Source organism: Carnobacterium alterfunditum DSM 5972, from assembly GCF_000744115.1.
GTDB lineage: Bacteria > Bacillota > Bacilli > Lactobacillales > Carnobacteriaceae > Carnobacterium_B > Carnobacterium_B alterfunditum.
Genome location: NZ_JQLG01000004.1, coordinates 163,977 through 189,233 on the forward strand (window position 1 = coordinate 163,977; position 25,257 = coordinate 189,233).

Sequence of the window (25,257 nt, forward strand, 5' to 3'; positions counted from 1 at the left end):
TTCCTCCATTTCATGAAAAATAAAAGATTTGTTTTGACTACAAACAAATCTTTTATTTTTATGCTATTTATTTAATCCAGCGCGTTCTTTTAATGGACGCCACCAAGATTCATTTTTTTGATACCAGTCGATTGTTTCTAGGATCCCAGTATCAAACGTGTATTTCGGCTTCCACCCTAATTCAGTTTCTAACTTTGTTGGATCAATCGCATAACGTTTGTCATGACCCAGACGATCATCAACGTAGGTGATCAACTCACGAGGTAAATCAAGTTGGTCAACAATAATATCGATGATTTGGTTATTCGTGCGTTCATTGTGTCCACCAACGTTATAGACTTCGCCTTTACGTCCTTTATGCAATACTAAATCGATAGCTTGACAATGATCTTGTACATGCAACCAGTCTCGGATGTTCAATCCGTCCCCATAGATTGGAAGTTCTTTGCTGTCCATGCCATTTGTGATCATCAACGGAATTAATTTTTCTGGAAAATGGTACGGACCGTAGTTGTTTGAACAACGGGTGATGTTGACGTTCATGCCATAGGTTTCATAGTAGGCACGAACCAATAAATCCGCTCCAGTTTTACTAGCTGAGTAAGGGCTGTTCGGTGCTAAAGGTGTTTCTTCTGTAAAGTAACCTTCGGCTCCTAAAGAACCGTATACTTCATCCGTTGAGACTTGTAGGTATTTTTCAATGTTCATTTCTTTAGCCACGTTTAATAACGCTAAGGTTCCTTGAATATTGGTTTCTACAAAAATTTCAGGATTTAAAATACTGCGGTCAACATGTGATTCAGCCGCAAAGTTCACAAAATGAGTAATGGCATGTTCGTTAACTAAATGGCGCACTAATTCCTTATTCAGGATATTTCCTTGCACAAACACATGATTCGGATTATCCATCACATCATCTAAACTATGAATATTTCCTGCATAGGTCAATAAATCTAAGTTGATGATTTTATACGTTGGGTGTTCTTCAAGCATATAGTGGACAAAATTACTGCCAATAAAGCCAGCTCCCCCAGTTACTAATACGTTCATAGTTATTTTTCCTCCCAAACAAATGGATTATCAAATTCAGCTAATGTTGGGTGTTTGGTATCTTTTTCAGATAAGACCAATTTATCCATTGGCATTGGCCATTGAATGTTTAACGCTGGATCATCAAATGCGATACCGCCATCATGTTCTTTTGAATAATACTCATCCACTTTATATTGCACGTTGCAATTGGGCGTAAGGGTTACAAAAGCATGTGCGAATCCTTTAGGTACTAATAATTGGCGATGGTTGAACTCGCTTAAAATGTACCCCTCAGATTGGCCATATGTAGGAGAACCCACACGTATATCAACGATAACGTCATAAATGACACCTGTCGTTGCACGCACTAATTTTGTTTGAGCTTTTTCTGGCATTTGGAAATGCATCCCTCTTAGTACGCCCGGTTCAACAGATAAAGAATGATTATCTTGAATGAAATCGATAGCGATGCCATTTTCCAAAAATTTTTCTTTCGTGTAGCTCTCAGTGAAGAACCCACGATGGTCTCCGAAGACATCCATTTCAATAATTTTTACATCTTGTAATTTAGTGTTTAGTACTTTCATTTTATCAGTTCTCCTTACTAGTTCGTTTCAGCTAAACGCAACATGTATTGGCCGTATTCATTTTTTTTCAGTGGTTGAGCCAGTTCAATCAATTGTTCACGAGTGATATACCCCATACGATAAGAGATTTCTTCTAAACAAGCTACCTTTAAATTTTGGCGTTTCTCAATAGTTTCAATAAAAGTACCGGCTTCAAGTAATGATTCATGTGTACCTGTATCCAACCAAGCGAAGCCACGACCCATTAGTTCCACTTCTAATTCTCCAGCTTCTAAATAAGCTTTATTAATATCCGTAATTTCAAGTTCACCACGTGGGGAAGGTTTGATTGTTTTAGCGATATCTACGACTTTATTATCGTAGAAATAAAGCCCAGTAACCGCATAATTACTTTTCGGTATAGCAGGTTTCTCTTCTATCGATACGGCATGCATGTCTTCATCGAATTCTACAACGCCAAATCGTTCTGGATCATTGACATGGTAGCCGAACACTGTCGCACCTGATTCTTTTGCGGCTGTTCGTTGGAGCATTTTTGATAATCCCCCGCCATAATAAATATTATCGCCAAGAATCAAACACACAGACTCTTTTCCAATAAACTCTTCTCCAATAATAAAGGCTTGGGCTAATCCATCCGGGCTTTCTTGTACTTTATACTCTAAATTAAGGCCTAACTCATGTCCGTCTCCGAATAGCTGTTCAAAACGGGGAGTATCTGTTGGAGTCGAAATAATCAGTATATCTTTTATTCCAGCCAACATTAAAATAGACATTGGATAATAGATCATCGGTTTGTCATAAATAGGCATTAATTGTTTTGATACAGCTTTAGTTAAAGGATACAAGCGTGTTCCGCTTCCACCCGCTAATATTATACCTTTCATAATAAGCTCCTTTAAAATTTATTAACGGCATTTTATTAATTAGTAACATATAAAATTCATTTTTTCTAATTACCATCAGTTTAAATTATACTTCATTTAGGAAAGGTTAAGCAAATTCATTTTCAGTAATCGACTTTTTTATTATTTAATAAAGTCTAAAAAAATAGACTTTACATTCTGTAAACAGAGAGTAAAATCTATCTTTTATATTTTTCATTTAAATTTAAGTAACTAGTTAAAATAATTAACTATTCCTTCAACTACTCCTTTAGCTAATTTATTTTGATAGTTATCTGTTACTAATTTAGCTCTTTCATTGGTATTATCCATGTAGCCTAATTCTAAAAGTACTGCAGGCATAGTTGTTTCCCTAATAACATGATAATTTGCTTTCCGATTGTTTCTATCATAAGCACCTGTATTGCTAATTATTTTTTTGTGTATTGCATTAGACAAAACGGTACTAGTAAGTAAACGTTTTGAATTATTTGACATAATATTCTTGGGATTTCCAAGACCATTATACGAATACGTTTCAATCCCATATGCTGTTTTCATAAAGGCATTATGATGCACACTAACAAAAATATCTACCTTCATTTTATTAGCTTCTTGTGCTCGATCAGATAAACTTACAAATTCATCCGTTCTTCTTGACATAATAACTTCATAACCTTTTTCTTTTAATAATTTTTCAACTTTTAATGCTACTTTTAAATTAAGAACTTTTTCTTTAACGAAGCCAGAAATTGCTCCAGGCTCATCTCCACCATGACCGGGATCTAGGTAGATAGAAATACTATCTACTCCCTTTTTATTCATCCATCCAATTGTTTTACCATTCATAGAAATTAAAGCCCATGTGGCACGAGAAGTTTGTTTTTCCTGGATAACTTTAATATTTTTATTTAAATAACTTCCTGATTTCCCAACAATTACATTGCCATCTGTGTAGCCTGGCATAGTATAAATATCGTGTTTACCTTCAACTACTTTAGCATTATAATTTGTAGTTTTAGTTGAGGTGATTTTATCGTATTTCATTTTTAATCCGTTAATATTCATCCAAATTGGGGGTTTTCCATCAACAGAAATTTCTGCCCATGTTGCTCGATTTGTTTTAACTATTTGAGTGACTATTCCTTTTTTATTCAAATACGCTAAAGATTTTGTTAATCGCTGACTATTTTCTGTATAGCCAGGTTTTGAGTACACATCATGATTATCTTGTACTACAACTGCCTCATAATGAACTTTTTTTGTGTCTAAGATTTTGTCATATTGAATAGATAATCCAATAATATTCATCCAGCCAACTACTTTTCCATTTACTGAAATTTGAGCCCATGTTGCTCGGTTTGTTTTAACTGTCTTTAAAACAAGAACCTTTTTATTAAGATAATTTGAAGATTTAGCAATTATTTCATTACCTTTAGTATATCCAGGCACAGTGTAAATATCATGGCGTCCTTGCGAAACAACTGCATCAAAATGTACACCTTTAGTAATTTGTATTGTATCGTATTTAAGTGTTAAAGTACTTTTATTTACCCAACCGATATTTTTGCCGTTGATTGAAATCTGGGCCCATGTTGCTCTATTAGTTTCTTTTTCTTGATTAATTTGAACTTTTTTATTTAAATAACTTGACGTATTCCCAATTTCTTTTGCTCCAACAGTAAACCCTGGAGCAGAATAAATGAGCTGGTTTTTCTTGCTAATGACGGCGTCATTATGAATAATACGACTCTCTGTAACCTTATCAACAAGATCTCCATTAAGTATAGCTAGTCCTTTTTTATTCATCCAGCCAATTGTTCTTCCATTTTGAGTAATTAAAGCCCATGTTGCTCTATCAGTTTCTTTTTCTTCTAAAATCGTTACATCTTTGTTAAGATAAGTTTCAGATTTTGTTAAAAGTTCATTGTTCTTGGTATATCCAGGTATCGTATATATATCATGTCTACCCTCTACCACTTTTGCTATAATATTAACTTTATTACTAGATATAATCTTATCATATTGAATAGACAACCCAATAACATTCATCCACCCAATTATTTTTCCGTCAATAGAAAATTGAGCCCATGTTGCTCTGCTCGTCTCTACGATGTTTACTATACGAGCTTTTTCATTTAAATAAGATGATGATTTTGTAATGATTTCATTTCCCTCTGTATATCCTGGGGTTGTATAAACATCATGACGTCCTTGATTCACTAGTGCATCATAATGAACTGCTTTAGTACTCTTTATGTTATCATATTGAACAGTTAAATGAGCTTTATCAACCCAACCAATTGTTTTATTATCAACTGAAATAAGAGCCCATGTTGCTCGTTTTGTCACTTTTTCTTCTAAAATTTTCGTGCTTCTTTTATAATAATCTTTTGTATTAGCAATTGCTTTTGATTCTTTTGTATAGCCAGGAGCTGAAAAAATCAATTGGTCATTTCTTGATACAGTTGCTTCATAGTGGACTAAACGACTTTCAATAACAGTATTATTATACGCAACTACTTTTACACCTTTTTTATTCATCCAACCTATCATCTTTCCATTTTGAGTAATCAATACCCATGTCGCACGGTCAGACACTTTTTCCTCAGTTATTTGAACAGTTTGATTTAGATATGTAGAAGATTTTGTTGTTATTTCATTCCCTTTTGTATAACCAGGTAAAGTATATACATCATGACGCCCTTGCTCTACTGTTGCATCATAATAAACTTTTTTAACATCTTTAAATGAATCATATTTGATATCTATTCCAATAATATTCATCCAACCAATCGTTACACCATTAATAGAAAACTGTACCCATGTTGCGCGATTTGTTTTAATTGTTTGAAGTAATTTAACCTTCTGATTAAAATAAGTAGCAGATTTTGTTATACGGACGTTTCCTTCAGTATATCCAGGTAAGGTATATACATCGTGGCGACTTTGTGTAATAACTGCATCGTAATGCACCATTTTCTGCTCAATGATCTTGTCAAGATTAACTTTTAATGTATTTTTAGCAACCCAACCTATCATTTTATTATTGATAGAAATTTGAGCCCAAATACCTTTTGCAGTCACTTTTTCTTGTGAAATAACAACTAATTGATTCAAATAAGTAGTCGTTTCTCCTGTTTTTTTTGCTCCTACAGTGTAACCTGGTTCCGAAAAAACAGGCTGATTTACTGTGATTACTACAGCATCGTAATGAACATAATCACTTTTGGTGACACTATCACTTCCATCAGCTTTAAATGGTTCAGCAGAAGATTTCATTGCATCATTTACTTCGTCTACTGCTGGTTTCTCTTCGAGTATCTTTTGTCCAGATTCCATACTATTACTAGAATCAGTATCAGTAAGAGAAGATTCCTCTATTTCCTTTTTTTCTGTTTCTTCTTCCACTATTTCGCTATGTATACTTTCTGATGTGACTCCTTGACTTTCCTGTTCATCACTTTCATAATTCTTGGTCTGTGTTTCCCCGACTATTTCTTTGTTAATTATTTCGGAAGCAGATACTGCAGCCGGTGCAATAGATGAAGCTAAAGTCGCCATTAGAGTCAGTACAGTGATTGACTTCAACATAAAGCGCACTCGTTTTTTCTTATTTTCCATTATAAACCTCCCTTTTTCTTTTACAAAACTACAAAAAAATACAAAAACTATTTGTATTATACCATAGTTTTTTATTTATTTTACACATTGTTAAATTTAAATATTTATTCGATAAATAAAAAATAACAATTTTCTAAAATAAAAATTCAATAGAATTTCTATCTAAAAAATTGTTATAATTTATGACATTACAGAATATTAGTCCTATATCACTAATAATATAATATTTGAAGATACTAATAAAAATTAATTTTTTTTATAATAATTTACATACCAATCAGTAAATTTTTGAAGTCCTTCTTTTATGGAAGTGGTTGGTTTAAAACCTGTCAACTCTTGCAATTTATCTGTAGAGGCATATGTTGCTGGAACATCACCAAGTTTTATAGGTTCATATTTTTTATTAAACTTAACTGTACGGCCTAAAGATTGACTGAAAGCTTTTTCTAAAGTTGTAATAAATTCCATTAACTTAACTGGTTGGCTATTTCCAATATTTAATATTCGATGAGGAACTTGCTCATTTGTTTTTTCTGGTTGCTTTAATAATAATTGGACTATTCCTTCAATAATATCATCTATATAAGTGAAATCACGGTATAAATCATTTTCAAAATCGCCATTATTATAAATCGTAATTAAATCATTAGCAAAATATTTATCTGCAAAGCCAAAATATGCCATATCAGGTCTACCCATTGGGCCATATACGGTAAAGAATCTCAATCCTGTAGCAGGAATATTATATAAATGACTATAAGTATGAGCCATTAGCTCATTTGATTTTTTAGTTGCAGCATATAGAGATACAGGATTATCTACTTTATCTGTTTCTTCAAAAGGAACTTTTTTATTATTTCCATAAACTGAACTAGAAGAAGCATAAATAAGATGATCGACAGGATGATTTCTGCATGCCTCTAAGATGTTAAAGAAGCCTATCAAATTGCTTTGAGTATATGCATCTGGGTTCTCTAAAGAATACCGTACACCCGCTTGTGCAGCTAAATTAATTACTATTGATGGATTAAACTCTATAAAAATTTTCATTACTGATTCTTTATCTGCTATGTCTACTTTCTCAAATTTAAAATTTTCAAACGTATTTAAGTTTTCTAATCTCTCTTTTTTTAAATTCACATCATAATAATCATTTAAATTATCAATGCCTATAACTTTTTTTCCGGATTCTAATAATCTTTTGGCTAAAAAAGATCCTATAAACCCTGCAACACCGGTTACCAAAATAATATCTTTAGTGCTTTTTGTCATCATTTAATCCATCCCTAACCTATTAATTTTTTGAAAAATTCCGTTACTTTTATTTGTGTAATAAAGAACGTAGTATTTAGTAGTCATATTCAGCTTTTTAATTTAATATTTATTTTACAATCAGTTTTTTCATTTCCTTAAGTTGACCTGTTACTAATAATCCAATCAAAAAGGTAATTACAAAAACAATTACTTGTATAACTAAAGTAATAAAAATACTAAAGTTTAAATCAGGTAACAATAAAAAGGCTATCAATTGAAGTATCCCTAAAACAACTGGTTTTTTCAAAGTCGTTACTAGCTTTGAAAAACCAGAACCAAAGACTTTATACATTAGTAAATAATTATTAACTAAAAAATTCACTGTAAATGATATTACTATCATATAGGCAACTGATTCAATTGTACCATTCATTATCCCATAAATAATAAATAGAGCATTAAGTATCATAGATTGTATTCCAGAAAATAAAAGCAAATCTGTTCTATTTGATGATTGATAAAATGCTCCTGTTGTACTTGCAATCATTTGTAGCCATATTGATACCGATAAAATACGAAAAGTTAAAACACTATCTCCCCATTGATTACCAAAAATAAATAAAATGATTTCCTCAGCCGCAAAGAAACAAAAAACCGAAACCGGGATACCAATATTTGCTAAAATTCTAGTAATCTTCAAATATACCTTCTCTATAACATCTTTTTCCTCTTGGTAATCAGACATAATAGGTTGGATTACGGGCGTTATAATACCAGCTAATAATTGATTTGGATATAACGATATTTGGTATGATTTGTTATAAAATGCTAATTGAATAGGATCTAAAAATTTACCTATTAGTATACTATCTAAATTCCTAGAAAAATAATTAATAAAATTAAACGAAAACTGGTTTTTAGAAAATTGCCAGATTTTTTTTATTGGGTCCCATTTAAATTTTTCAAAGGGAGAAATTCTAGTTTTATAATAATAATATGCAAAATTTATGATAGCCTGAACTATCCCACCAATAATAATAGAGTAATATTTAAACCCCATCACTGCTAATATTATTGAAACAATCCCTTTAACAATACCAGATATAATAACTACAACATTTACAGATTTAAAATCTTTCTTTTTTTCAAGTATTGCTTTAGGTACTACCAGTAGTGCATAAAAGAATACGGATATGCCTAAAATCACAAAGATAGGAACATAAACAGTATTATCATAAAATAGACTAACTGGGTACCCTAAAAAGGTAAAAGCGATACCTAATAATATTGCTGCATAGATTGAGAATTGAAAGATCACACTTATTTCAGTATCCTTTAATGTTTTATTTTGTATTATTGCTGGCCCAAAGCCCATATCTGCTAGTAGTGTAAAAAACGCCAAAAATATTTGTACAATTGCTACGATTCCATAATCTCCTGGGGAAAGTATCCGTGATAATACCGCATTTACTAACAATTGGATAATAACATTAGAATATTTTCCTATTGCACTATACCTAATTCCTGATTTAAAATCACTCATTGCCATAACAAATAGTCCCTACTTTCATCATTTAAAGCTTATTTAGACTTATTTTATATCGTAATAATACTTTTGTTCATTAACTATTTTTTTTATTCGTTCTGGTTTTGCAAAAAATAATTTTAGCGCTTCTTTGACACTTTTTCGTCCAAATTTATACTTTATCTTAGATTGATTAGAAAAACTTTTTATGGATGATTGGTCCTCTTTATGGTAAATACTCGTTTCATCATAGTACAACATCTCTAAATTCATTTTTTTGAAAATAATTCCTAAGATATTTTCTTCATAGTATAAAAAAGTTTTTGGATAAAATCCATTAATTTGGTTTAAATAATTTTCCGTTAAAAAGATTGCCGCTCCATGTAGGATAAAATTTTCATTATTTTTATTTTTATTTTCATTATTTTCAATTTTTTTTTCATCTTTTATATTTTGTTTTAACAATCCAATATTTCTTAAAAATAAAATTACTGGAAAAAGGTATTCTCTTATAATACTTTTAAAATTGGCGCTAAACTCAATAGGATTTTGATTTTCCCCATCGCTACCTATTATCTCCGTGCCAACAGCCCCAATATTATTTCCAATATCAATCCTTGATAATTTTTCGAAAAATAACTCATCAGTAAATATCGTATCATTATTAACTACAAAAACATTGTTTATCTTTAATTGGGTTGTACAGTATGAGATACCTACGTTATTTCCTTTTGCAAATCCCAAATTTTCTTTTGTCTGTAAAAAATGTATTTTTGTATAATTTGGTAAATGCTTCTTGATATTTTCTATGGACATATTATTTGAACAATTATCTACAACTACTATTTCTAAACCATCATAGGTTTGTGTTTTAATAGATTGAATACACTCAACAGTATCCTCCCAGTTCAAATAATTCAATATCACAATACCTATTTTCATAATTGCCTCCTAAATAAGTTTGTTTATAATGATACTTCCTTTATATTACTGTTACTCTTTTTTTGAAAATCAACTATAATGTAAAAAGGAATGAGGTAGGGAATTAAATAATGGAAAATTCCACCTTTTATCTCAAAGACAATAAATAAAAGAAATAATAGAGACCCTAAAAAGCGGGAACTTAATTTATCTTGTTTTGAGAGAGCATTTTTCATATCGGAAATAATAAAAAATGGAATAAAATAATTTATTAAAGTAGGAAAAATTCCAAAAAATAATATGCTTCTTAAAAAACCAACATCTGTTCCTCCGAAATAACTACCACTTATTGGATCAGTAAACCATCCTTCACCAACAAAAAATTCTTTTAGACTTGGAACGAAATACATTTTTTCAAAAAGAATATCAGTTGAGGTTGAAGAAAATTTCCCAGTTTGAACAAAGTTAATTATCAATTCAAATGCCCATTCAAACCATATCCGAATAGGTTCACTTAAAAATGATATGCCTATTAAAAGTAGTATCCCTATAAAAGAAAATGAGAGTATAGAGACACCGAAATGCATTGTTTTTTGATACCCTAAAAAAAATACTAGTAAAATGAAGAGTGTAGCAATACTAACCACACTTCCAATTCTTCCATACAAAAGAGTTCCTAAAAGCAGAAAAATTAAAGATACATAAAATAACCAAGATAATTTTTTTTGTGATTTTAATGTTTTTACAATTAAAAAGCTATTTAATACAATTCCAATTGAAAATCTCAAGGTTTGCCTGAAACCTGCAAAACCATCTATTCCTATTCTTGTTGAATACTGAGGTTTCAATAAATGTTCAATATCCGTTTCAGAAATGTAAAGAACACTTAGCCATATTTCTTTTAAAGGCGGAATACTAATTAATATAAATGTAGTCAAAATATACATTAAACAACTACCAATATAAAATTTAGTTAACAGTTCAAACGTTGCTTTTTCTTTGTATAGTTTAATAAAAATAGTAATCATCGCTAAATGGGTGATTAAAAGCTGCAAAGAAGTAAAATATATACCTCTAAAATAAGTGAAATCCATTGTACCTAAATATATAGGATATGCAATCGAAAAGATAGAAAGTAAACTAAACAACATGATTAAAAATATTTTTTTTGTAGAAAGAATATTTGTCTTCTTTAGCAGGAGCTTATAATTAGAAACTATAATCAAAACACTAATACCTAAAAATATTAAGTCCTGTAATAAATGTTGCTCTTTAAATACAAATGGAAATGTTACGTAAAATATTAGAAGAAAGAAAAAAAAATTTATGGGTTTATTATTCATTTATTTTCCCTTCCTTTACTAATATATTTTTAATAACATCTACGGTATTTTGAATACTAAAGCCGCTCTGTTCAACTGCAAAGGACATTTCTAAGCGGTTATTCTCTTTGTTAAATAAATCCATGATTTTATTAACCCAACTTCCAATTGGTTCATCCAAACTCATATAATTCACTTTTTCTGTAACATTTATTTCCAGAGGTACATTATCAGAGACTAAACAAGTTAAACCAGCAGATTGAGCTTCAATTGCTGCAATTGAAAGTCCTTCACTTTTAGAAGGAAGAATAAACAAATCTGATGCTGTTAAATAATCTTCGATATTTGATCTAAATCCTAATAAAATAACATGTTTATTAAGGTTTAAATTACCGATTTTTTCTTTCAGAATATTTTCTAAACTTCCTTCTCCAATTAATAGTAATACGATATTATTATCAACTTTTGATAATTGAGAGACAATATCTAATAAAAAAAATTGGTTCTTTACATCTTCTAATCTTCCAATATTTATTAAAACTTTTTTATTACTAATGTCTAATTCTTCTCGGATTTTTTTCCTTATTTCTGAATTAAATAAAAACCGTTTGATATCTATCCCGTTTTTTATTATTTCTACGTTTCTATCATCTCCAAACAACCATGAAGATGCTTCTTTTGAACTTGCAAATAAAACGTCTCCATAATTTATTAGAGATTTTTTATTAAAAAAATGTAATTTTTTTAATATTTTAAACTTTAATCCAGTATTTTTTGACTCGAAAGCCGAACCGTGTGAATGAATAATCAATTTCGCTTTAGTACTTTTTTTCACATTTTTATATATAGATATATTACTTGCAGAAGTAGCGTTTACCCAGATATAATCATAATCACTCTTTTTTAGAAGCTCTTTTATCTCTTTGTTATGCGCAACCGGATTTTTACCCCATGAGGTGATTTTAAAGTTTTTACCGCCATTTTCAATAATTTTTTTTTCGTATTGACATGCTGCACTTGAAGAAGTTATAAAGTCAAACGATAATGAAGTATCATTTAAATGAGATAGAATATTTATAAAAAAAGCTTCAATTCCTCCTATTTCATTTGATACACCGTAAACTAATATCTTTTTCATTGACCTTTCAACCCCTTCAACTCTATTTACTCTATTTTTCAGGTGGAATACTCACAGTGTACAATCTTCTTTTACCTTCAAAAACAGAATCAAAACTAATTTCATTTCCAGCTCTGTTCCATCTTGGATGCAAATCACATCTAAGTTCATTGTCATATTTAAACGGGGCAAACACACGTGCTATGGTTTGAACCTTATCATTACGAGCAAGATAAATAGAAGCCATTCTTTTTTTATTTGGATAGGTATCCGTGACAATGTACTTGCCACTAGGAGAATAACTAGGATGTCCATCATTTGTGAGCTCTTCTAAAACTTGGATGAATTCTGTAGTTTGATCATTAAACAGATAATATCCTGTTCCTAATTTATTTTTATTTGCATACGCTATTATTTCTTTATCATTCTTCCAAAAGCAGTGTGAAGTCATTACATCATCATTTAAATTGTATAAATTGCTTCCATCCATATCCATGGTTACCAATCTAGTGTGTTTTTCTCCACCATTTATCCATCTATGCAATACCATAAATCTTGTACCGGAAGGGTTAATCATAATATGATTAACTTTATGCTCTGCATTTTTCATAGAATTTGAAGTTTGAAAATCATAAAAATCAGAGTAGGTTAGTAAGGGATGGATTTCATTTTTTAATAAGTCAATTTTCCAAATAGCAGCAGAATTCGGAATTTTTTCATTTTTCGTTGAGTCTTCCTTGTTAGAATACCCATATCCTTCTCTAAGACGATGAAGTCTGGAAAAGTCTAAAGTAAGAGCCCATCTGCCATCACTTGAAACGTTATAAACAGGTTTTTTGATAATTCTCTTTTCATTAGTTTTTATATTTAGTATTACAGAACAATAATCTCCATTTTGAAAATCATTATAAATGATTTCTTCATCAAAATTTGGGCCTAACCACTGAACCATAGCGCCTTGTTGAACATTCCATGAATTCGTACTACCTAATTTTTTTATTTTATTATCATTTTCTGTGTCAATAATCATAATATCTGCAATTGTCTTAGGAGCTGTACTTTTTGATGTATCGTCAACTTTTAGACATAACATATATCGATCAGTACTATCCCATGGAGATTTATCATAATAACCAAAAAAATACTCGTATTCATCGTTAGGTGAAACTCTTTTTATTTCACCTGTTTTTTTTTGTTTTGGTGAAACACTATAAAAGAAAAGTTGGTACGCTCTTTTTACATTTTTTTTGATGAAAGGGAATTGTGAAAGGACATAATTGACTCTTTTTTCTAAAGACATATTTCCACCACTTTCTTTAATTTGAATTATTTTCTTAAAAAGTACTTATTAATGAGATCAAACATACTCAGTGGAGTTAAAAAAATGATCAAAAATCCTACAGTTGTAATTGAAAAATCGTATACTGAAGAATACCCTTTTCTTAAAAAATTATATCTCATGTATATATCACTTTTAGTTTTAGTCCAACTTTTTCGTCTGCTTAAATTTCCAGTATCGGCTCTAAATAATAATAGTGATTCTTGGATATTATATCCTTTATACCCCTTATTTAACATTCTAACGAACAAATCATAATCCTGATTTCTTCTAAAGTCTTTGTACCCTCCACATGCTAGCACATCTATTTTTTTATACATGACTGTTGGATGATTGAAAGGGCTTCTTCTTCTTGAAAACTTTAAAATATCTTCATTTTTTTCTGGGACAACTCTTCTACTTATAACATTAGCAGGATCTGAAATGAATTCATCTGTATTTGTTCCAACAATACTTAACTGTGGGTTACTCTCAAATTCTTGGAGTTGTTTTTCAAAGCGTAGTTTTTTAGCTATATCGTCGGTATCCATTCTTGCTACAAGTTCGAATGAACATGCTTTTAGCCCTTCATTTAATGCTAATCCTAAACCGACATTTTTTTCCAACTTTACAATTTTAAATAATTTTGGGTATTTTTTTATAAAAGTATTAATTAGATTATCTAATTCCTCATCTAAAGGGCCATCCTCTACAATCACTATTTCATTTGGAATACTTGATTGATTAAGGATGCTTTTAATACTACTTAATAAATAATCTTTTTTTTCTTTGCGATAAACTGATAGTAAAACAGAAAACTTTGAATTGCTCATTATTTATTCCTCCGAGTAACCATTTCTAAATAAGGCTTAGTCTATTTCAATAATTGTTAATCTATCACTATAATTTCTAGCTAATTTTAATTGTTGTTTGTACCAATTTTTATTGGTTTTATTTAAAGCTGTAATAATATAAATTTTTTGAATATCGATATTAGATGGAATAGTTAAAATATTAGAGCTAATAGTAACTTTCTTCTCAGAGTTATTACCATTTTCCAAATTATTCATATACTCAGCCGGAATTTCTTCACTGGCAACAATCATTGTGCCTTTTGAAGAATCTCTTACTACATGATTAATTATGCTTATCTCTGTATCTTTATTATCAGCTTTCAACTGATTTATTTTTACTAATCTTTCTTCATTTATTAATTGGTAGTTATATAAATAAGAAATTTCCTTTTTAAAATAATTCTGGAAAAAGCTAATAATAACGCCTGTTATAGCTGCCATTACAGTTGCCAAAATAAATAATACTACATTAATTCCTTGGTTTTGTTTCTCTACTGTTATTTCTGGAACAATAGTTTCTTCAGCTTCTTGATCTTCAAACTTAATTGGTGCTGCATCAATTAAATGAACTCTTTTATTTTCAAAGAAGGGCAAACTTTCTTCTTTAAATGTATTGTAATATTCTTGTGCTAATTTTTGATTACCTTTTTTATCCCCCATACCCACTAAAAATGTATGAATATAATTATCAGCATCATAATCTAAACGAATAGCTCTTTTTGAATCAGGTAAAAATTCCACTGACGTTTCATCTTCAATTTGTTGAACAATATCATCTGTTGTGAGAATCTCTTTTATAGTTCTAAAAGAAGTATACGGCACAGCTTCTTCATTTTCTATATAATATCTAAATAAATAAGCATCTTGATTTAGATACTGTATAAGTTCAGCTTGCTGATTCTCATTTAAAGATTCATAATCTGAATTCAAATATTTTGTCCCTTGTTCTTCATCTATAGTTGGTTCTTCTATTTCTTGTTCTTGCACAGTCTGATTTATTTGAGTTTCGTCGGTAAAAAAAACTCTAACGGTTATGAAGCCTATAAACAATACTGCAGTAATTAAGATAGTTGAAATTATTGTTTTTTTATAGCATTTAATAAACGCCCAGTATTCCTTTAATGTAAAAGGTTGGTCCATTTGCAAAGCCTCCACTTATTTCTTTATTTTTTTATACATTTTTAATGGTTCAGATAAAAGTCTAACATCTATTATTAACAAACCAGCCATCAGTTTTCTGCTCAAAGGAATTGGCGATTTAAGAAGAAAAATATACTTCTTTCTCAATTTATTTTTGAGTGATTTGATTACTTCTTTTTGGTCTAATGTATCATCTTCAAAACCGTACATTGCAATTTTAGCCAACAATGAAAAATAAGATCTTGCTTCTTTGACACGAGCTAAATAATATATATCTTTATTTTTTTCGATTTTTGCTAGTTCTATTAATTGTTCACTAGCATCTAATAAATCAAAATCTCTTTTTTTTAATCCGTTTCTGGTTGTACTTTTATTTCCTTGATAATAGTAATACCCAATTTTAGAAGTATGGATTAAAGAATTAGCCTTTGATAATACTTTAAAGTTAAAAACTATATCTTCATTAATTTTACCTTCATCAAACTGTATTTTTTCTATTATTTCCTTTTTATAGACCTTACGCCACACTGTAAATGGGGCACGGTCTGTTTGACCTCTATAAAGATAATCTCTTAATAATTCATCCTTATATACCGACTCTAACTGGAAATTCAAGTCTTTATCTATTTCTACATCTCCATTTGTTTCAATACAATTAAAACTAACAATATCCGGTTTGCTTTTTTTTATGATATTTACACAATGTGAATATATGTCATTTACTAGCCAATCATCACTATCAACAAATGTAACAAAATCACCGGTGCATAAACTTAATCCTAAGTTTCTTGCACTTCCCTGTCCTCCGTTTTTCTTTGAGATAAACTTTATTCTCCTATCTTTTTGAACATAAGATTTACAAATTTCAGGGCTTCTATCTGTTGATCCGTCATCAATTAGAATGATTTCTAGTTGCTTATAGGTTTGACTAATTACCGAATCAATACATCTGGGTAAATATTCCGCTATATTATAAACTGGAATAATAACACTAATAAGAGGGGTTTCCATTTATTTATTCTCCTTAACATTCATTTTTTTTTATTTTGATAGTTTTGATAAAATTTACTTAAAAAGATAATTTCCATATTTATTTTTAATGTTGTATTCCAATATTTTTTCCTATAAATATTGGAATACAAAGAATTTTTAGGTATTTTTTTCAAATCTTTTTTTAAAGTTTTAAAAACTAAACTTCGTTCTTTTTCACTTTTTATTTGTGGTATTTTTGATAATTGGTATGAATAATATAAAAATCTTATATTTAAAAACAGAAATTGATCAAATTGATTATTATCTTTATAAAAAGATTCAACATCGTTTATACTTTCTTTAATTTCTAAAATTGATTTAGTATACGTATTACTAATACTACCTAATCTAAACCTATAATAATAAACTACTTCATCAATAATTGAAACTTTATTAGCACCTAGTAATGCTTTTAAATAGAAGTTCAGATCTTGTGCTATTTTAACACTAGCAAACTTAATTTGGTTATCTTTTATTATAGACATTTTATACATTTTATTTCCGGGAAAAGGAGGCAAGAAAACTAGCTCTTTAAGGTCTTCTTTCGTTGTAAGTATACTTGATTTACTATACCCAAAATCTTGTATATGGTTTAAATTACCATTTTCATCCATATTTTGGTATTGTCCAATCACAATATCAGCATCTGTCATTGAAAAAGAGGTTAACATTAGAGAAACCGCCCGATTGCTTAATCTATCATCTGAATCAATAAAATATAAAAAATCACCTTGTGAATGTAGTAGACCGTTATTTCTAGCTGCTGGTGCTCCTTGATTCTCTTGTCTAATATACTTAACTCTACTATCATTTTTAGCTATTTCTTTGATAATATTTATGGAACTATCCGTAGACCCATCATCCACCATTATGGCTTCTAAATTTTTATGATCTTGATTTAAAATTGACAAAAGATTCTCAGCTATAAATTCTTCAGAATTATAGACTGGAACAATTATGGAGACTAAATTATTTGTATAAATATTTCTCACATCCCTATTTTTAAAAATAATAATTTTCAATACATTTTTTCCAAAATCTTAATTGTTTTTCTATAAATAAATATCGTGAATTCAAGCTGTATTAGTTAGAAATGGAAACTATTGATTACACTGTCATTAGCAGACTAAAAGTTGTTTCAGTGTTTGCTATATTCCATTATCATACAGCTTAAATTGTACCACACTTCAAGTCAAACAGAGCCTATAGCCAACGTTTTTATTTTTCATTTAAACGTGACGATGTTAAAAATTTCCCTTAATAGAACCTTAAGTCTTTACTATAATTTTTTCCAGTTGTAATATCATATAGGATTAAATCGTATTCTTCCAGTAACAATTGAGTAGAATGTTTTAATTCGTCTCGCGAATTTTTCACCCCAGTTTCTCTTTCTAGGTAGAAATTTTTCTCAAAAGCAGGTAGAACTTGCTTCATTCTCTCTAACATTGCTATGAAAGGGCTAACCTTTGCATCTGCAATTTCTAATACATAGTTTATAAAATAAATTGGACTAACCGTTCCTATGTCTTTTTTATCATCTATAAAGTTCGTATAAAACATTAATGGTGTCTCATGCATTTTTTGATAACCATTTAATTCTACAAGTTTATTCCCATAAAAAGATGGCAAATGGTCTCCCCAAAAAACAATCATTACCTTTTCATCATAAGAATCTAACTCTTCTAAATATTCTTTTAATGCGATATCACTATATTGGATTCCCTTTAAATAATTTTCAGCTTCAGCAGTTTCTGGAACTCCTTTCACTTTAAATTCAACATTATCGTATTTCCCACTATACCTCATATGATTCTGCATGGTGACTAAATGAATAAAATCTTTTTTATCTGTATTATTCATAACATCCATTACTTCTTTATAAGAAGCTTCATCCGATATATATGGACTTCGATCAATTACATCTGTATATTTCATATCATTTTTAAATCGCATTTGATCAAAACCGAATGTTTTATAATTATCAATTCGTTTGTACATGGTTGAATTATGAGGATGAATCGCTGTTAAATAATGATTCGATGCTTTTGCATAATCAGTGATTGTCGTTAATAAATTCAATTTATCACTAAGATGGATGTATGGTATTGAAATATTCCCTGAAAGAGGCTCTAATGAAATACCCGTTAAAGCTTCAAACTCTATATTAGCAGTTCCTCCTCCGTACGCTTGAGACAAAACTTGACCATGCATATGGTCCTGTGAGAATTCTCTATAATTTTCCAGGGGATCTCCTCCGTTTATTGTAAAACCATCTAAACGTTGTGCATCTGAAAAAGTTTCATTCATAATAAAAATGATGTTAATATCATCGATAATACCATTTCTATTATTATTGATAGCTTTGGCTTCTTTTGAATACTTTATAACTATTTCTTCAATTCTTTCCTGACTATAATCTTTAGGACGTTCTAATGCTGGGGACTTTAAATTGTACAATAACCCTGAAACAAAGCCATTTCTTGTATAATTTTTTTCTTGACTATACGAAATCCAATTAACATATTCATTAAAAGCAGCTTTCACCTTATTATTTGGAGAATTGAATTGATATACATATAACAGCATTAAACTTACTATAATCAGCCCAATCACTCTAAATCCTTTTGTAAATTTTGAAAGATTTTTCTTTGTTCTAAATTTAAAATACAATAAAGAAATAGTAATAAGAAGTACAATTCCAATTATTATTATTACTATAGCCTTAAAATCTACTATCTCTATGAAGAACGATATATCCTTTAAAAATGCCGCGTCCGAAGGATAAATTGGTTCTCCACGAAATCCCATTTTAAAATAAGACACTATTCCTATAATAAGTGCGGACACTGAAAGAAGTAAAAAAGAAAGAAACTTTGAATATAAAATAAAATAAATAAATAAAAATAAAAGAAAAACAATTACTATCTGAAGAATACTTAACTTTGTGTAAATAATCTGATTTGTCAAATTAAGCTAGACAAAATATCTTCACTCATGTAACTCAAAAATACTTCCAATGGTGTTTGATACTTCAATGATTTTCTTGGAATATTATTTCTCTTATCTGCAACGGAGGAAATAAACGATTGGTCGACTTGATTAAAGTCCATTTCTTTTGGCAAGCCATCTTTTCGGAGGAGACCGTTAGAATTTTCGTTTAAAGCGCGTTGTGAAGGTGTTCCAGGATCCGCAAAATAAATGGCGATATCGTGGTGGTTGCATAATGATTTCCAGTTAGAAAATTCTTTTCCACAATCAAACGTGATAGAGCGGAATAAGTTTCTTGGAATGACTTGAAACCAATGATTCATAGCTGTTTCAATGTCGCTGGCCTTACGTCCATCAGGTTTCAAGGTAATAATGACTTTCGACAGACGTTCCACTAACGTTATAATGGCACTTTTATGCTGGACACCTACAATGGTGTCGCCTTCTATATGGCCAAATTCTTTAGTGAATTGAGGGTAATCTTTCACTCTTTCTGCGATATTCCGCTTGAAAGCTTGTTTTCCTCGACGTTCTTTATGACCATTTGGCTTTCTTTTCCCCTTCATTGGGAGTGTGGTTTCATCAAAGATTTTTTCTTTGAATTGGCGGTAAAGGGTACGAACAGAACACTTAATGGGCTCTTCCGCCCGACCAATAATGACATCAGGAGTCCAACCTTGAGCGACTTTATCTTTAATGTAGGCCTGTTGTTTCTTTGGGAGAACGATTCTGTGACGCCCGCAACGCTTTTTATTTTCCTTGTATTGTTGGTAATACTCAAGGGCCGTATGACCTTCTTTTAAGAAGTTGATGACGGTATAAATGGGTGTACGAGTTCGGTTTAAATAAATGGCTATTTTGGCAACTGAGATATTTTTGTGGTAATAAGATTCTATCATCACTAGCTCATCCGTGGTAAGATGTGTGTAGGTCATTCGTGATCACTCCTATGTCTTCTTTTGTCGGAAATACATTTTGAGTGTACCACGAATGGCTTTTTTTGTTGTCTAGCTTAATTTTACAATCGACGTAATTAAAAAATTTGTTACCGCTTCAAAATTCATCGAAAGATGAAAGTATTGTAGTATCAGAAATGCAGAAAACGAACTAAATAATCCTATAGAGATAGTTATGAGAAATTTAAGGGAAATCATTCCAATCTCTTTCTTATTTTTCATTTAAAAATTACCTCCCTCCAGTAAAAAAATCATTAAGCATAAATGAAATCAACGTAAATTTATATTTCAAATTACCGATTCCGTTTACACTATTGTTAACTACTATCAACCGAATAATAAATCGAAGATTATGATCACCTGATGTTGCGTTAAGTTGCGATAGTTTAGAAGGACTGCCACAGAAAGGTATTAAACTAATTATAAAAAACTTACCTCATGCTGAATTAGAATTGTTATTAAACACTTTAAAAATAATTTTTCCTTTATGAAATGAACCAACCAAATATTTAAATAGCAGTTGATGATAGTTAGTAGTTATGACCTTAATTACAATAAATTAAAAAAAGAATCCTTCTATATCAGATTGCATCAATAAAAATTAATGCAACCTAGAAGAACTTTTATTTTTTAATTTATAACAAGTATTCCGCTATGATAGTCAAACAAACTTTTGCTAAAGAGTGTGCTTATTAAATCTAGTATAATTTTTTTCTCTTTGATTAATCAATCTAAATAAATTATATTACTAGGAATATCTTTATTTTTTTCTTGCTCTTCCTCATCCAAACCTTTTGACGAAACTTTATCAAAAAGAATTTTTATTGTTTGCAACATAATTTTTATATCAAGCAGTAGAGAATATTTTTTTATATATAGTAGATCAAAATTTAATTTACTATTAAAATCTGACGCATATTTACCATACACTTGTGCATATCCAGTTATACCTGCTCTAACATTATGACGTAAATAATAATGTGGATTTTCTTTTTTAAATTGATCCACAAAAAACGGTCGTTCAGGTCTTGGACCTACTACAGACATATCCCCTATCAATACATTAAACAATTGAGGAAGCTCATCCACTCGTAATGAGCGGATATATTTGCCAACTGTTGTAACTCTTGCATCATTAGACGATGCTAATACTGGACCAGATTCTTTTTCAGCAGTCGCGCTCATACTTCTAAATTTTAAAACATTAAAATCTTTGCCATCTTTAGTAATTCTAACTTGTTTATATAAAACAGGCCCTTCAGACGTTAATTTAACAAGTAATGCTGTTATTAGCATTATTGGTGAAGCTACAACTATAAGAACTAATGAAAAGACAATGTCGATTAGTCGTTTAATTAAATTATCTTCTGAAGAAATTTCAAAATTTGAAACTTCAATAATGCTTTCATCTTCAATATTCATGATATTAGGTTTAACAAGTAATAAATTTTCAAAACTAGTTGTTAAAAATAATTTTTTCCTTTTAGATACTAATAAATTATAAATTTTCAATTTTTCTTCTTCATAAATATCACTTGCTATATATACAATATCAACTTTTTCTAGATTTTTTTCTACATTATAGTAGTAGTTTGATACAATAGCGTATTTCACTATGTGTCGCTTACTCTTTGCATTTCCAATATTAAAAATCGCATTTTTTATATCTATTTCATTTCCAACAATCATCACTTTTTTACTTCCACTAAATCGTTCATAAATCTTATATACGGCCACACGCCAAACAAATAGAATAATTGAACTAACAATTAAACTAATGAATATCACTGATCTTGGAAAAGTAAACCATCTACCAAAAAAAGTTAGGGCCATTATAGATACTGTCATGATTATTTGTATAATCAAAGTAAGATAAAAGAAATCTGTAATAGACTTGTTATATAGTATATAAACCCCAAAAAGTAGATTTAATAATATAAATAACATCAAAATGTAAATACTTGAGTTTACATAAGCTTTATAATTATACATGGGTATATTACCCTCGTATCGAATATAAAAAGAAAGGAGAAGAGAAAGGTGGTATAATAATACTTCTATTAATACTATCCCTATCTTCTTAGTTTTTGTGAATTTTTCTCCTTGAGACATAATAACTTTCCTCCGTTCAATCCCTGTTTTTCAGACACTCGTAATCTATAATAACATATCAATATTACAAATCCTATTCCTAAATTATACATTATTTTCAGTATCATTTCCTTATACCATTTAACACTAAATGAAAAGAGCAACAACTCTTAAAAATAATTAAATTAAATTTCGAGTATCACAATTTGAATTAATAGCTTTAGGATTCAAACTACGACTTAGTTGATTTTTATCTTCGATATAAATAAAAATCAATAACAATAGAATTGAAAAAGCAGGATTTAAGTAGCCTCCTTTTTGAAAATTAAGTACGATAAAAATCATTCCCAGTCTAAAATTTATTAAAAGAAGATACAAACTAAATAAACAACTTAGAATGAAGGCTATTAAACCTAAATCAGATAAGATATAAGCATATATATTCCAAACGTTAGGTGTATGCCCTATTCCATTTCCAAGGAAAATATGTTCTGAATTTATGTGGCTCCAGCTGCTTATAATCCTATTATATGCTGAAATGTCTTCTCCACTTATAATATAAGCTGTCCTCTTTATCAGTGTTTCGTCAATAAAATCCCACGAGAACATTATAATCCCTACCAACAAAAGAACGTATACCGTTGTTTTGTTGGTCCATTTGAATTTTTTTAATCTAATTTTGTAAACTAAGTTAAGAAATTGAATCATTAACATGATTCCAATTGCACTATACGAGAAAGTTAAAAGTAATGTTAACGAAATAATTACAGAAAAACTTTTATTAATTTTCACATGAACTCCATTAAAGTAGTTCATTGTTAAAATAACATTTAAAAAATAACCAAGATAGGCTGGTTCAGAAAATATACTCCTTGTCCTAATAAGAGCCGTATTTTCTTTGAAGACAAAGCTTGCTAAATCGGTTCTAGTAAATTTCCAAAAAAATTCATATGGGAGTTGTCCCTCAGAATATAATGCAATAGTAATATATATTCCGATAAAACATACTATTATTGCAATAATATTAAGTGTTTTCAAGAAACGGGTTTCTAAATGTTGATCTTTCACGTAATTGTACACTCCTACGATAATAGCAACATAATAAGAAACCCTAATGAATGCTGCCGTTCCAGTCTTCAGAACAAAGGCCTCATTATTATATACATTCATTACTATATTAGCTGCTATAACACCCAATATCAAAAGTATCCATAATAACTGCCTTCTTTTTATTTTATAATTTCCACTAATAAACAGGCTTATTCCTACTAAAGCGAAAATATAATCACTTACAGTAAAAATAACGATCATCCAGTCAGTTACGACAAATGATATACTCATCAGAAACAAAATAATGTTGGACCAAAACCGACTATTTTTTTTATTAAAGTCTAGCCACTTGGTTAATATAGAAATCTCTTCCAATTCCAAACCCTACTCTCTTTCTGTTTCAATTACAGTCTCATTAACAAAATCTTTTAGTTCCTCTTTTTCATACCCTAATACATAAGCAATAGCGTTTAAAATTCTTTTACTCGCCATTCCATCGCCATAAGGATTATTAGCTTCAGCCATTTTTTTATGTGCTTCTTTATTTACTAATAAATTAGTCATCTCTTTTATAATCGTTTCAGTTTGGGTGCCGACTAATTTAAGGGTGCCTGCCGTTACTCCTTCTGGTCTTTCAGTCGTATCTCTAAGCACTAGAACAGGTACTCCTAGAGAAGGGGCTTCTTCTTGGACACCACCAGAATCGGTCATGATCATATAACTTTTAGCCGCTAAATTATGAAAATCTATCACTTCAAGCGGAGCAATCAAATGGATTCTAGGGTGATTCCCTAAAACTTTTTCAGCCATCTTTTGAACGATCGGGTTTAAGTGAACGGGATAAATGATTTCAACATCTTCATGTTGATCGACAACTTGTCGTATCGCTTTAAAGACTCGCTCCATTGGTTCGCCTTGATTTTCACGGCGATGCATGGTTATTAAAACAAGTTTACTTTCAGGATCGATATTTTCAAGAACGGTATGATGATAATCCGTTTTAATTGTCTCTTTAAGAGCATCGATTGCTGTATTTCCAGTAATGAATATTTTTTCTTCAGGGTGATTTTCTTTTAGTAAATTCAGTTTACTTTCACTTGTCGGTGCAAAATAGATATCTGCGATGACATCTGTCAATTGACGATTCACTTCTTCAGGGAAAGGAGAATATTTATCCCACGTGCGCAGCCCTGCTTCAACATGACCTACTTTAATTTGATTATAGTAAGCAGAAATACTTGCCGCAAAGGTAGTAGTTGTATCGCCATGAACTAACACTATATCTGGTTTAGCTTCTTTCATGATTTTATCTAAACCCATCAAAACATTTGATGTGATTTCAGATAATGTTTGATTTTTTTTCATGATATCTAAATCATAATCAGGAACAATATTGAACGTCTGTAATACTTGATCTAACATTTCACGATGTTGAGCTGTAACTGCTACGATAGATTCAAATCGATTCGATTGTTTATTGAGTTCTTTTACCACAGGAGCCATTTTTATAGCTTCTGGCCTCGTACCAAAAATTGTCAGTACTTTTATTTTTTTCATAAACT

The 25,257-nt window shown here is 30.0% G+C and carries 19 protein-coding genes; all 19 read right to left on the reverse strand.

Annotation, left to right across the window (positions count from 1 at the left end; genetic code table 11):
- Nucleotides 1–63: 63 nt before the first annotated feature.
- Nucleotides 64–1,050: a dTDP-glucose 4,6-dehydratase gene (gene rfbB / locus BR50_RS01365; protein WP_034545419.1), complete on the reverse strand. Its 987-nt coding sequence runs from the start codon at nucleotides 1,048–1,050 to the stop codon at nucleotides 64–66.
- Nucleotides 1,051–1,052: 2 nt separating this feature from the next.
- Nucleotides 1,053–1,619: a dTDP-4-dehydrorhamnose 3,5-epimerase gene (gene rfbC, locus BR50_RS01370; protein WP_034545422.1), complete on the reverse strand. Its 567-nt coding sequence runs from the start codon at nucleotides 1,617–1,619 to the stop codon at nucleotides 1,053–1,055.
- 17 nt (nucleotides 1,620–1,636) lie between these two features.
- Nucleotides 1,637–2,506, reverse strand: a complete 870-nt coding sequence (gene rfbA / locus BR50_RS01375; RefSeq protein ID WP_034545425.1) for a glucose-1-phosphate thymidylyltransferase RfbA — start codon at nucleotides 2,504–2,506, stop codon at nucleotides 1,637–1,639.
- Nucleotides 2,507–2,737: 231 nt separating this feature from the next.
- Nucleotides 2,738–6,127 (reverse strand): GW dipeptide domain-containing protein, encoded by a 3,390-nt coding sequence (locus BR50_RS01380; protein WP_034545429.1) that lies wholly within the window; start codon nucleotides 6,125–6,127, stop codon nucleotides 2,738–2,740.
- Nucleotides 6,128–6,373: 246 nt separating this feature from the next.
- Complete coding sequence (locus tag BR50_RS01385; protein WP_081884506.1) at nucleotides 6,374–7,399, reverse strand: GDP-mannose 4,6-dehydratase; 1,026 nt, start codon at nucleotides 7,397–7,399, stop codon at nucleotides 6,374–6,376.
- A 109-nt stretch (nucleotides 7,400–7,508) separates the two neighbouring features.
- Nucleotides 7,509–8,930: a lipopolysaccharide biosynthesis protein gene (locus BR50_RS01390; protein ID WP_034545433.1), complete on the reverse strand. Its 1,422-nt coding sequence runs from the start codon at nucleotides 8,928–8,930 to the stop codon at nucleotides 7,509–7,511.
- A 42-nt stretch (nucleotides 8,931–8,972) separates the two neighbouring features.
- Nucleotides 8,973–9,848 (reverse strand): glycosyltransferase, encoded by an 876-nt coding sequence (locus BR50_RS01395; RefSeq protein ID WP_051905704.1) that lies wholly within the window; start codon nucleotides 9,846–9,848, stop codon nucleotides 8,973–8,975.
- A 23-nt stretch (nucleotides 9,849–9,871) separates the two neighbouring features.
- Nucleotides 9,872–11,170: a hypothetical protein gene (locus tag BR50_RS01400; RefSeq protein WP_034545435.1), complete on the reverse strand. Its 1,299-nt coding sequence runs from the start codon at nucleotides 11,168–11,170 to the stop codon at nucleotides 9,872–9,874.
- Nucleotides 11,163–12,287, reverse strand: coding sequence for a glycosyltransferase (locus tag BR50_RS01405; RefSeq protein WP_034545438.1), 1,125 nt, complete (start codon nucleotides 12,285–12,287; stop codon nucleotides 11,163–11,165). The genes BR50_RS01400 and BR50_RS01405 overlap by 8 nt, the downstream gene beginning before the upstream one ends.
- Before the next feature lie 31 nt (nucleotides 12,288–12,318).
- Nucleotides 12,319–13,566: a TolB-like translocation protein gene (locus BR50_RS01410; protein ID WP_034545441.1), complete on the reverse strand. Its 1,248-nt coding sequence runs from the start codon at nucleotides 13,564–13,566 to the stop codon at nucleotides 12,319–12,321.
- A gap of 26 nt (nucleotides 13,567–13,592) precedes the next feature.
- The gene (locus BR50_RS01415; RefSeq protein WP_034545443.1) at nucleotides 13,593–14,417 is read right to left on the reverse strand and encodes a glycosyltransferase; all 825 of its coding nucleotides are present in this window, start codon (nucleotides 14,415–14,417) and stop codon (nucleotides 13,593–13,595) included.
- 36 nt (nucleotides 14,418–14,453) lie between these two features.
- Nucleotides 14,454–15,578, reverse strand: coding sequence for a hypothetical protein (locus BR50_RS01420; RefSeq protein WP_034545445.1), 1,125 nt, complete (start codon nucleotides 15,576–15,578; stop codon nucleotides 14,454–14,456).
- 15 nt (nucleotides 15,579–15,593) lie between these two features.
- Nucleotides 15,594–16,589 (reverse strand): glycosyltransferase family 2 protein, encoded by a 996-nt coding sequence (locus BR50_RS01425; RefSeq protein ID WP_034545447.1) that lies wholly within the window; start codon nucleotides 16,587–16,589, stop codon nucleotides 15,594–15,596.
- A gap of 20 nt (nucleotides 16,590–16,609) precedes the next feature.
- Nucleotides 16,610–17,632, reverse strand: a complete 1,023-nt coding sequence (locus BR50_RS01430; protein ID WP_034545449.1) for a glycosyltransferase family 2 protein — start codon at nucleotides 17,630–17,632, stop codon at nucleotides 16,610–16,612.
- 235 nt (nucleotides 17,633–17,867) lie between these two features.
- The gene (locus BR50_RS01435) at nucleotides 17,868–19,418 is read right to left on the reverse strand and encodes an LTA synthase family protein (protein ID WP_081884464.1); all 1,551 of its coding nucleotides are present in this window, start codon (nucleotides 19,416–19,418) and stop codon (nucleotides 17,868–17,870) included.
- A 155-nt stretch (nucleotides 19,419–19,573) separates the two neighbouring features.
- Nucleotides 19,574–20,533, reverse strand: a complete 960-nt coding sequence (locus BR50_RS01440) for an IS30 family transposase (protein ID WP_034545451.1) — start codon at nucleotides 20,531–20,533, stop codon at nucleotides 19,574–19,576.
- Between the two features lie 747 nt (nucleotides 20,534–21,280).
- The gene (locus tag BR50_RS01445; protein ID WP_034545454.1) at nucleotides 21,281–22,666 is read right to left on the reverse strand and encodes a sugar transferase; all 1,386 of its coding nucleotides are present in this window, start codon (nucleotides 22,664–22,666) and stop codon (nucleotides 21,281–21,283) included.
- Between the two features lie 159 nt (nucleotides 22,667–22,825).
- On the reverse strand, nucleotides 22,826–24,076 hold the full coding sequence (locus BR50_RS01450) for a hypothetical protein (protein WP_074200271.1): 1,251 nt from the start codon (nucleotides 24,074–24,076) through the stop codon (nucleotides 22,826–22,828).
- A 3-nt stretch (nucleotides 24,077–24,079) separates the two neighbouring features.
- Complete coding sequence (wecB, locus tag BR50_RS01455; protein WP_034545457.1) at nucleotides 24,080–25,252, reverse strand: non-hydrolyzing UDP-N-acetylglucosamine 2-epimerase; 1,173 nt, start codon at nucleotides 25,250–25,252, stop codon at nucleotides 24,080–24,082.
- Nucleotides 25,253–25,257: the final 5 nt, after the last annotated feature.

Excerpts from the sequence above, each read along its gene's own strand:
- rfbB (WP_034545419.1), bottom strand. The coding sequence starts at position 1,050 with ATGAACGTATTAGTAACTGGGGGAGCTGGCTTTATTGGCAGTAATTTT.
- rfbC (WP_034545422.1), bottom strand. The coding sequence starts at position 1,619 with ATGAAAGTACTAAACACTAAATTACAAGATGTAAAAATTATTGAAATG.
- rfbA (WP_034545425.1), bottom strand. The coding sequence starts at position 2,506 with ATGAAAGGTATAATATTAGCGGGTGGAAGCGGAACACGCTTGTATCCT.
- BR50_RS01380 (WP_034545429.1), bottom strand. The coding sequence starts at position 6,127 with ATGGAAAATAAGAAAAAACGAGTGCGCTTTATGTTGAAGTCAATCACT.
- BR50_RS01385 (WP_081884506.1), bottom strand. The coding sequence starts at position 7,399 with ATGACAAAAAGCACTAAAGATATTATTTTGGTAACCGGTGTTGCAGGG.
- BR50_RS01390 (WP_034545433.1), bottom strand. The coding sequence starts at position 8,930 with ATGGCAATGAGTGATTTTAAATCAGGAATTAGGTATAGTGCAATAGGA.
- BR50_RS01395 (WP_051905704.1), bottom strand. The coding sequence starts at position 9,848 with ATGAAAATAGGTATTGTGATATTGAATTATTTGAACTGGGAGGATACT.
- BR50_RS01400 (WP_034545435.1), bottom strand. The coding sequence starts at position 11,170 with ATGAATAATAAACCCATAAATTTTTTTTTCTTTCTTCTAATATTTTAC.
- BR50_RS01405 (WP_034545438.1), bottom strand. The coding sequence starts at position 12,287 with ATGAAAAAGATATTAGTTTACGGTGTATCAAATGAAATAGGAGGAATT.
- BR50_RS01410 (WP_034545441.1), bottom strand. The coding sequence starts at position 13,566 with ATGTCTTTAGAAAAAAGAGTCAATTATGTCCTTTCACAATTCCCTTTC.
- BR50_RS01415 (WP_034545443.1), bottom strand. The coding sequence starts at position 14,417 with ATGAGCAATTCAAAGTTTTCTGTTTTACTATCAGTTTATCGCAAAGAA.
- BR50_RS01420 (WP_034545445.1), bottom strand. The coding sequence starts at position 15,578 with ATGGACCAACCTTTTACATTAAAGGAATACTGGGCGTTTATTAAATGC.
- BR50_RS01425 (WP_034545447.1), bottom strand. The coding sequence starts at position 16,589 with ATGGAAACCCCTCTTATTAGTGTTATTATTCCAGTTTATAATATAGCG.
- BR50_RS01435 (WP_081884464.1), bottom strand. The coding sequence starts at position 19,418 with ATGGGATTTCGTGGAGAACCAATTTATCCTTCGGACGCGGCATTTTTA.
- BR50_RS01440 (WP_034545451.1), bottom strand. The coding sequence starts at position 20,533 with ATGACCTACACACATCTTACCACGGATGAGCTAGTGATGATAGAATCT.
- BR50_RS01445 (WP_034545454.1), bottom strand. The coding sequence starts at position 22,666 with ATGTCTCAAGGAGAAAAATTCACAAAAACTAAGAAGATAGGGATAGTA.
- wecB (WP_034545457.1), bottom strand. The coding sequence starts at position 25,252 with ATGAAAAAAATAAAAGTACTGACAATTTTTGGTACGAGGCCAGAAGCT.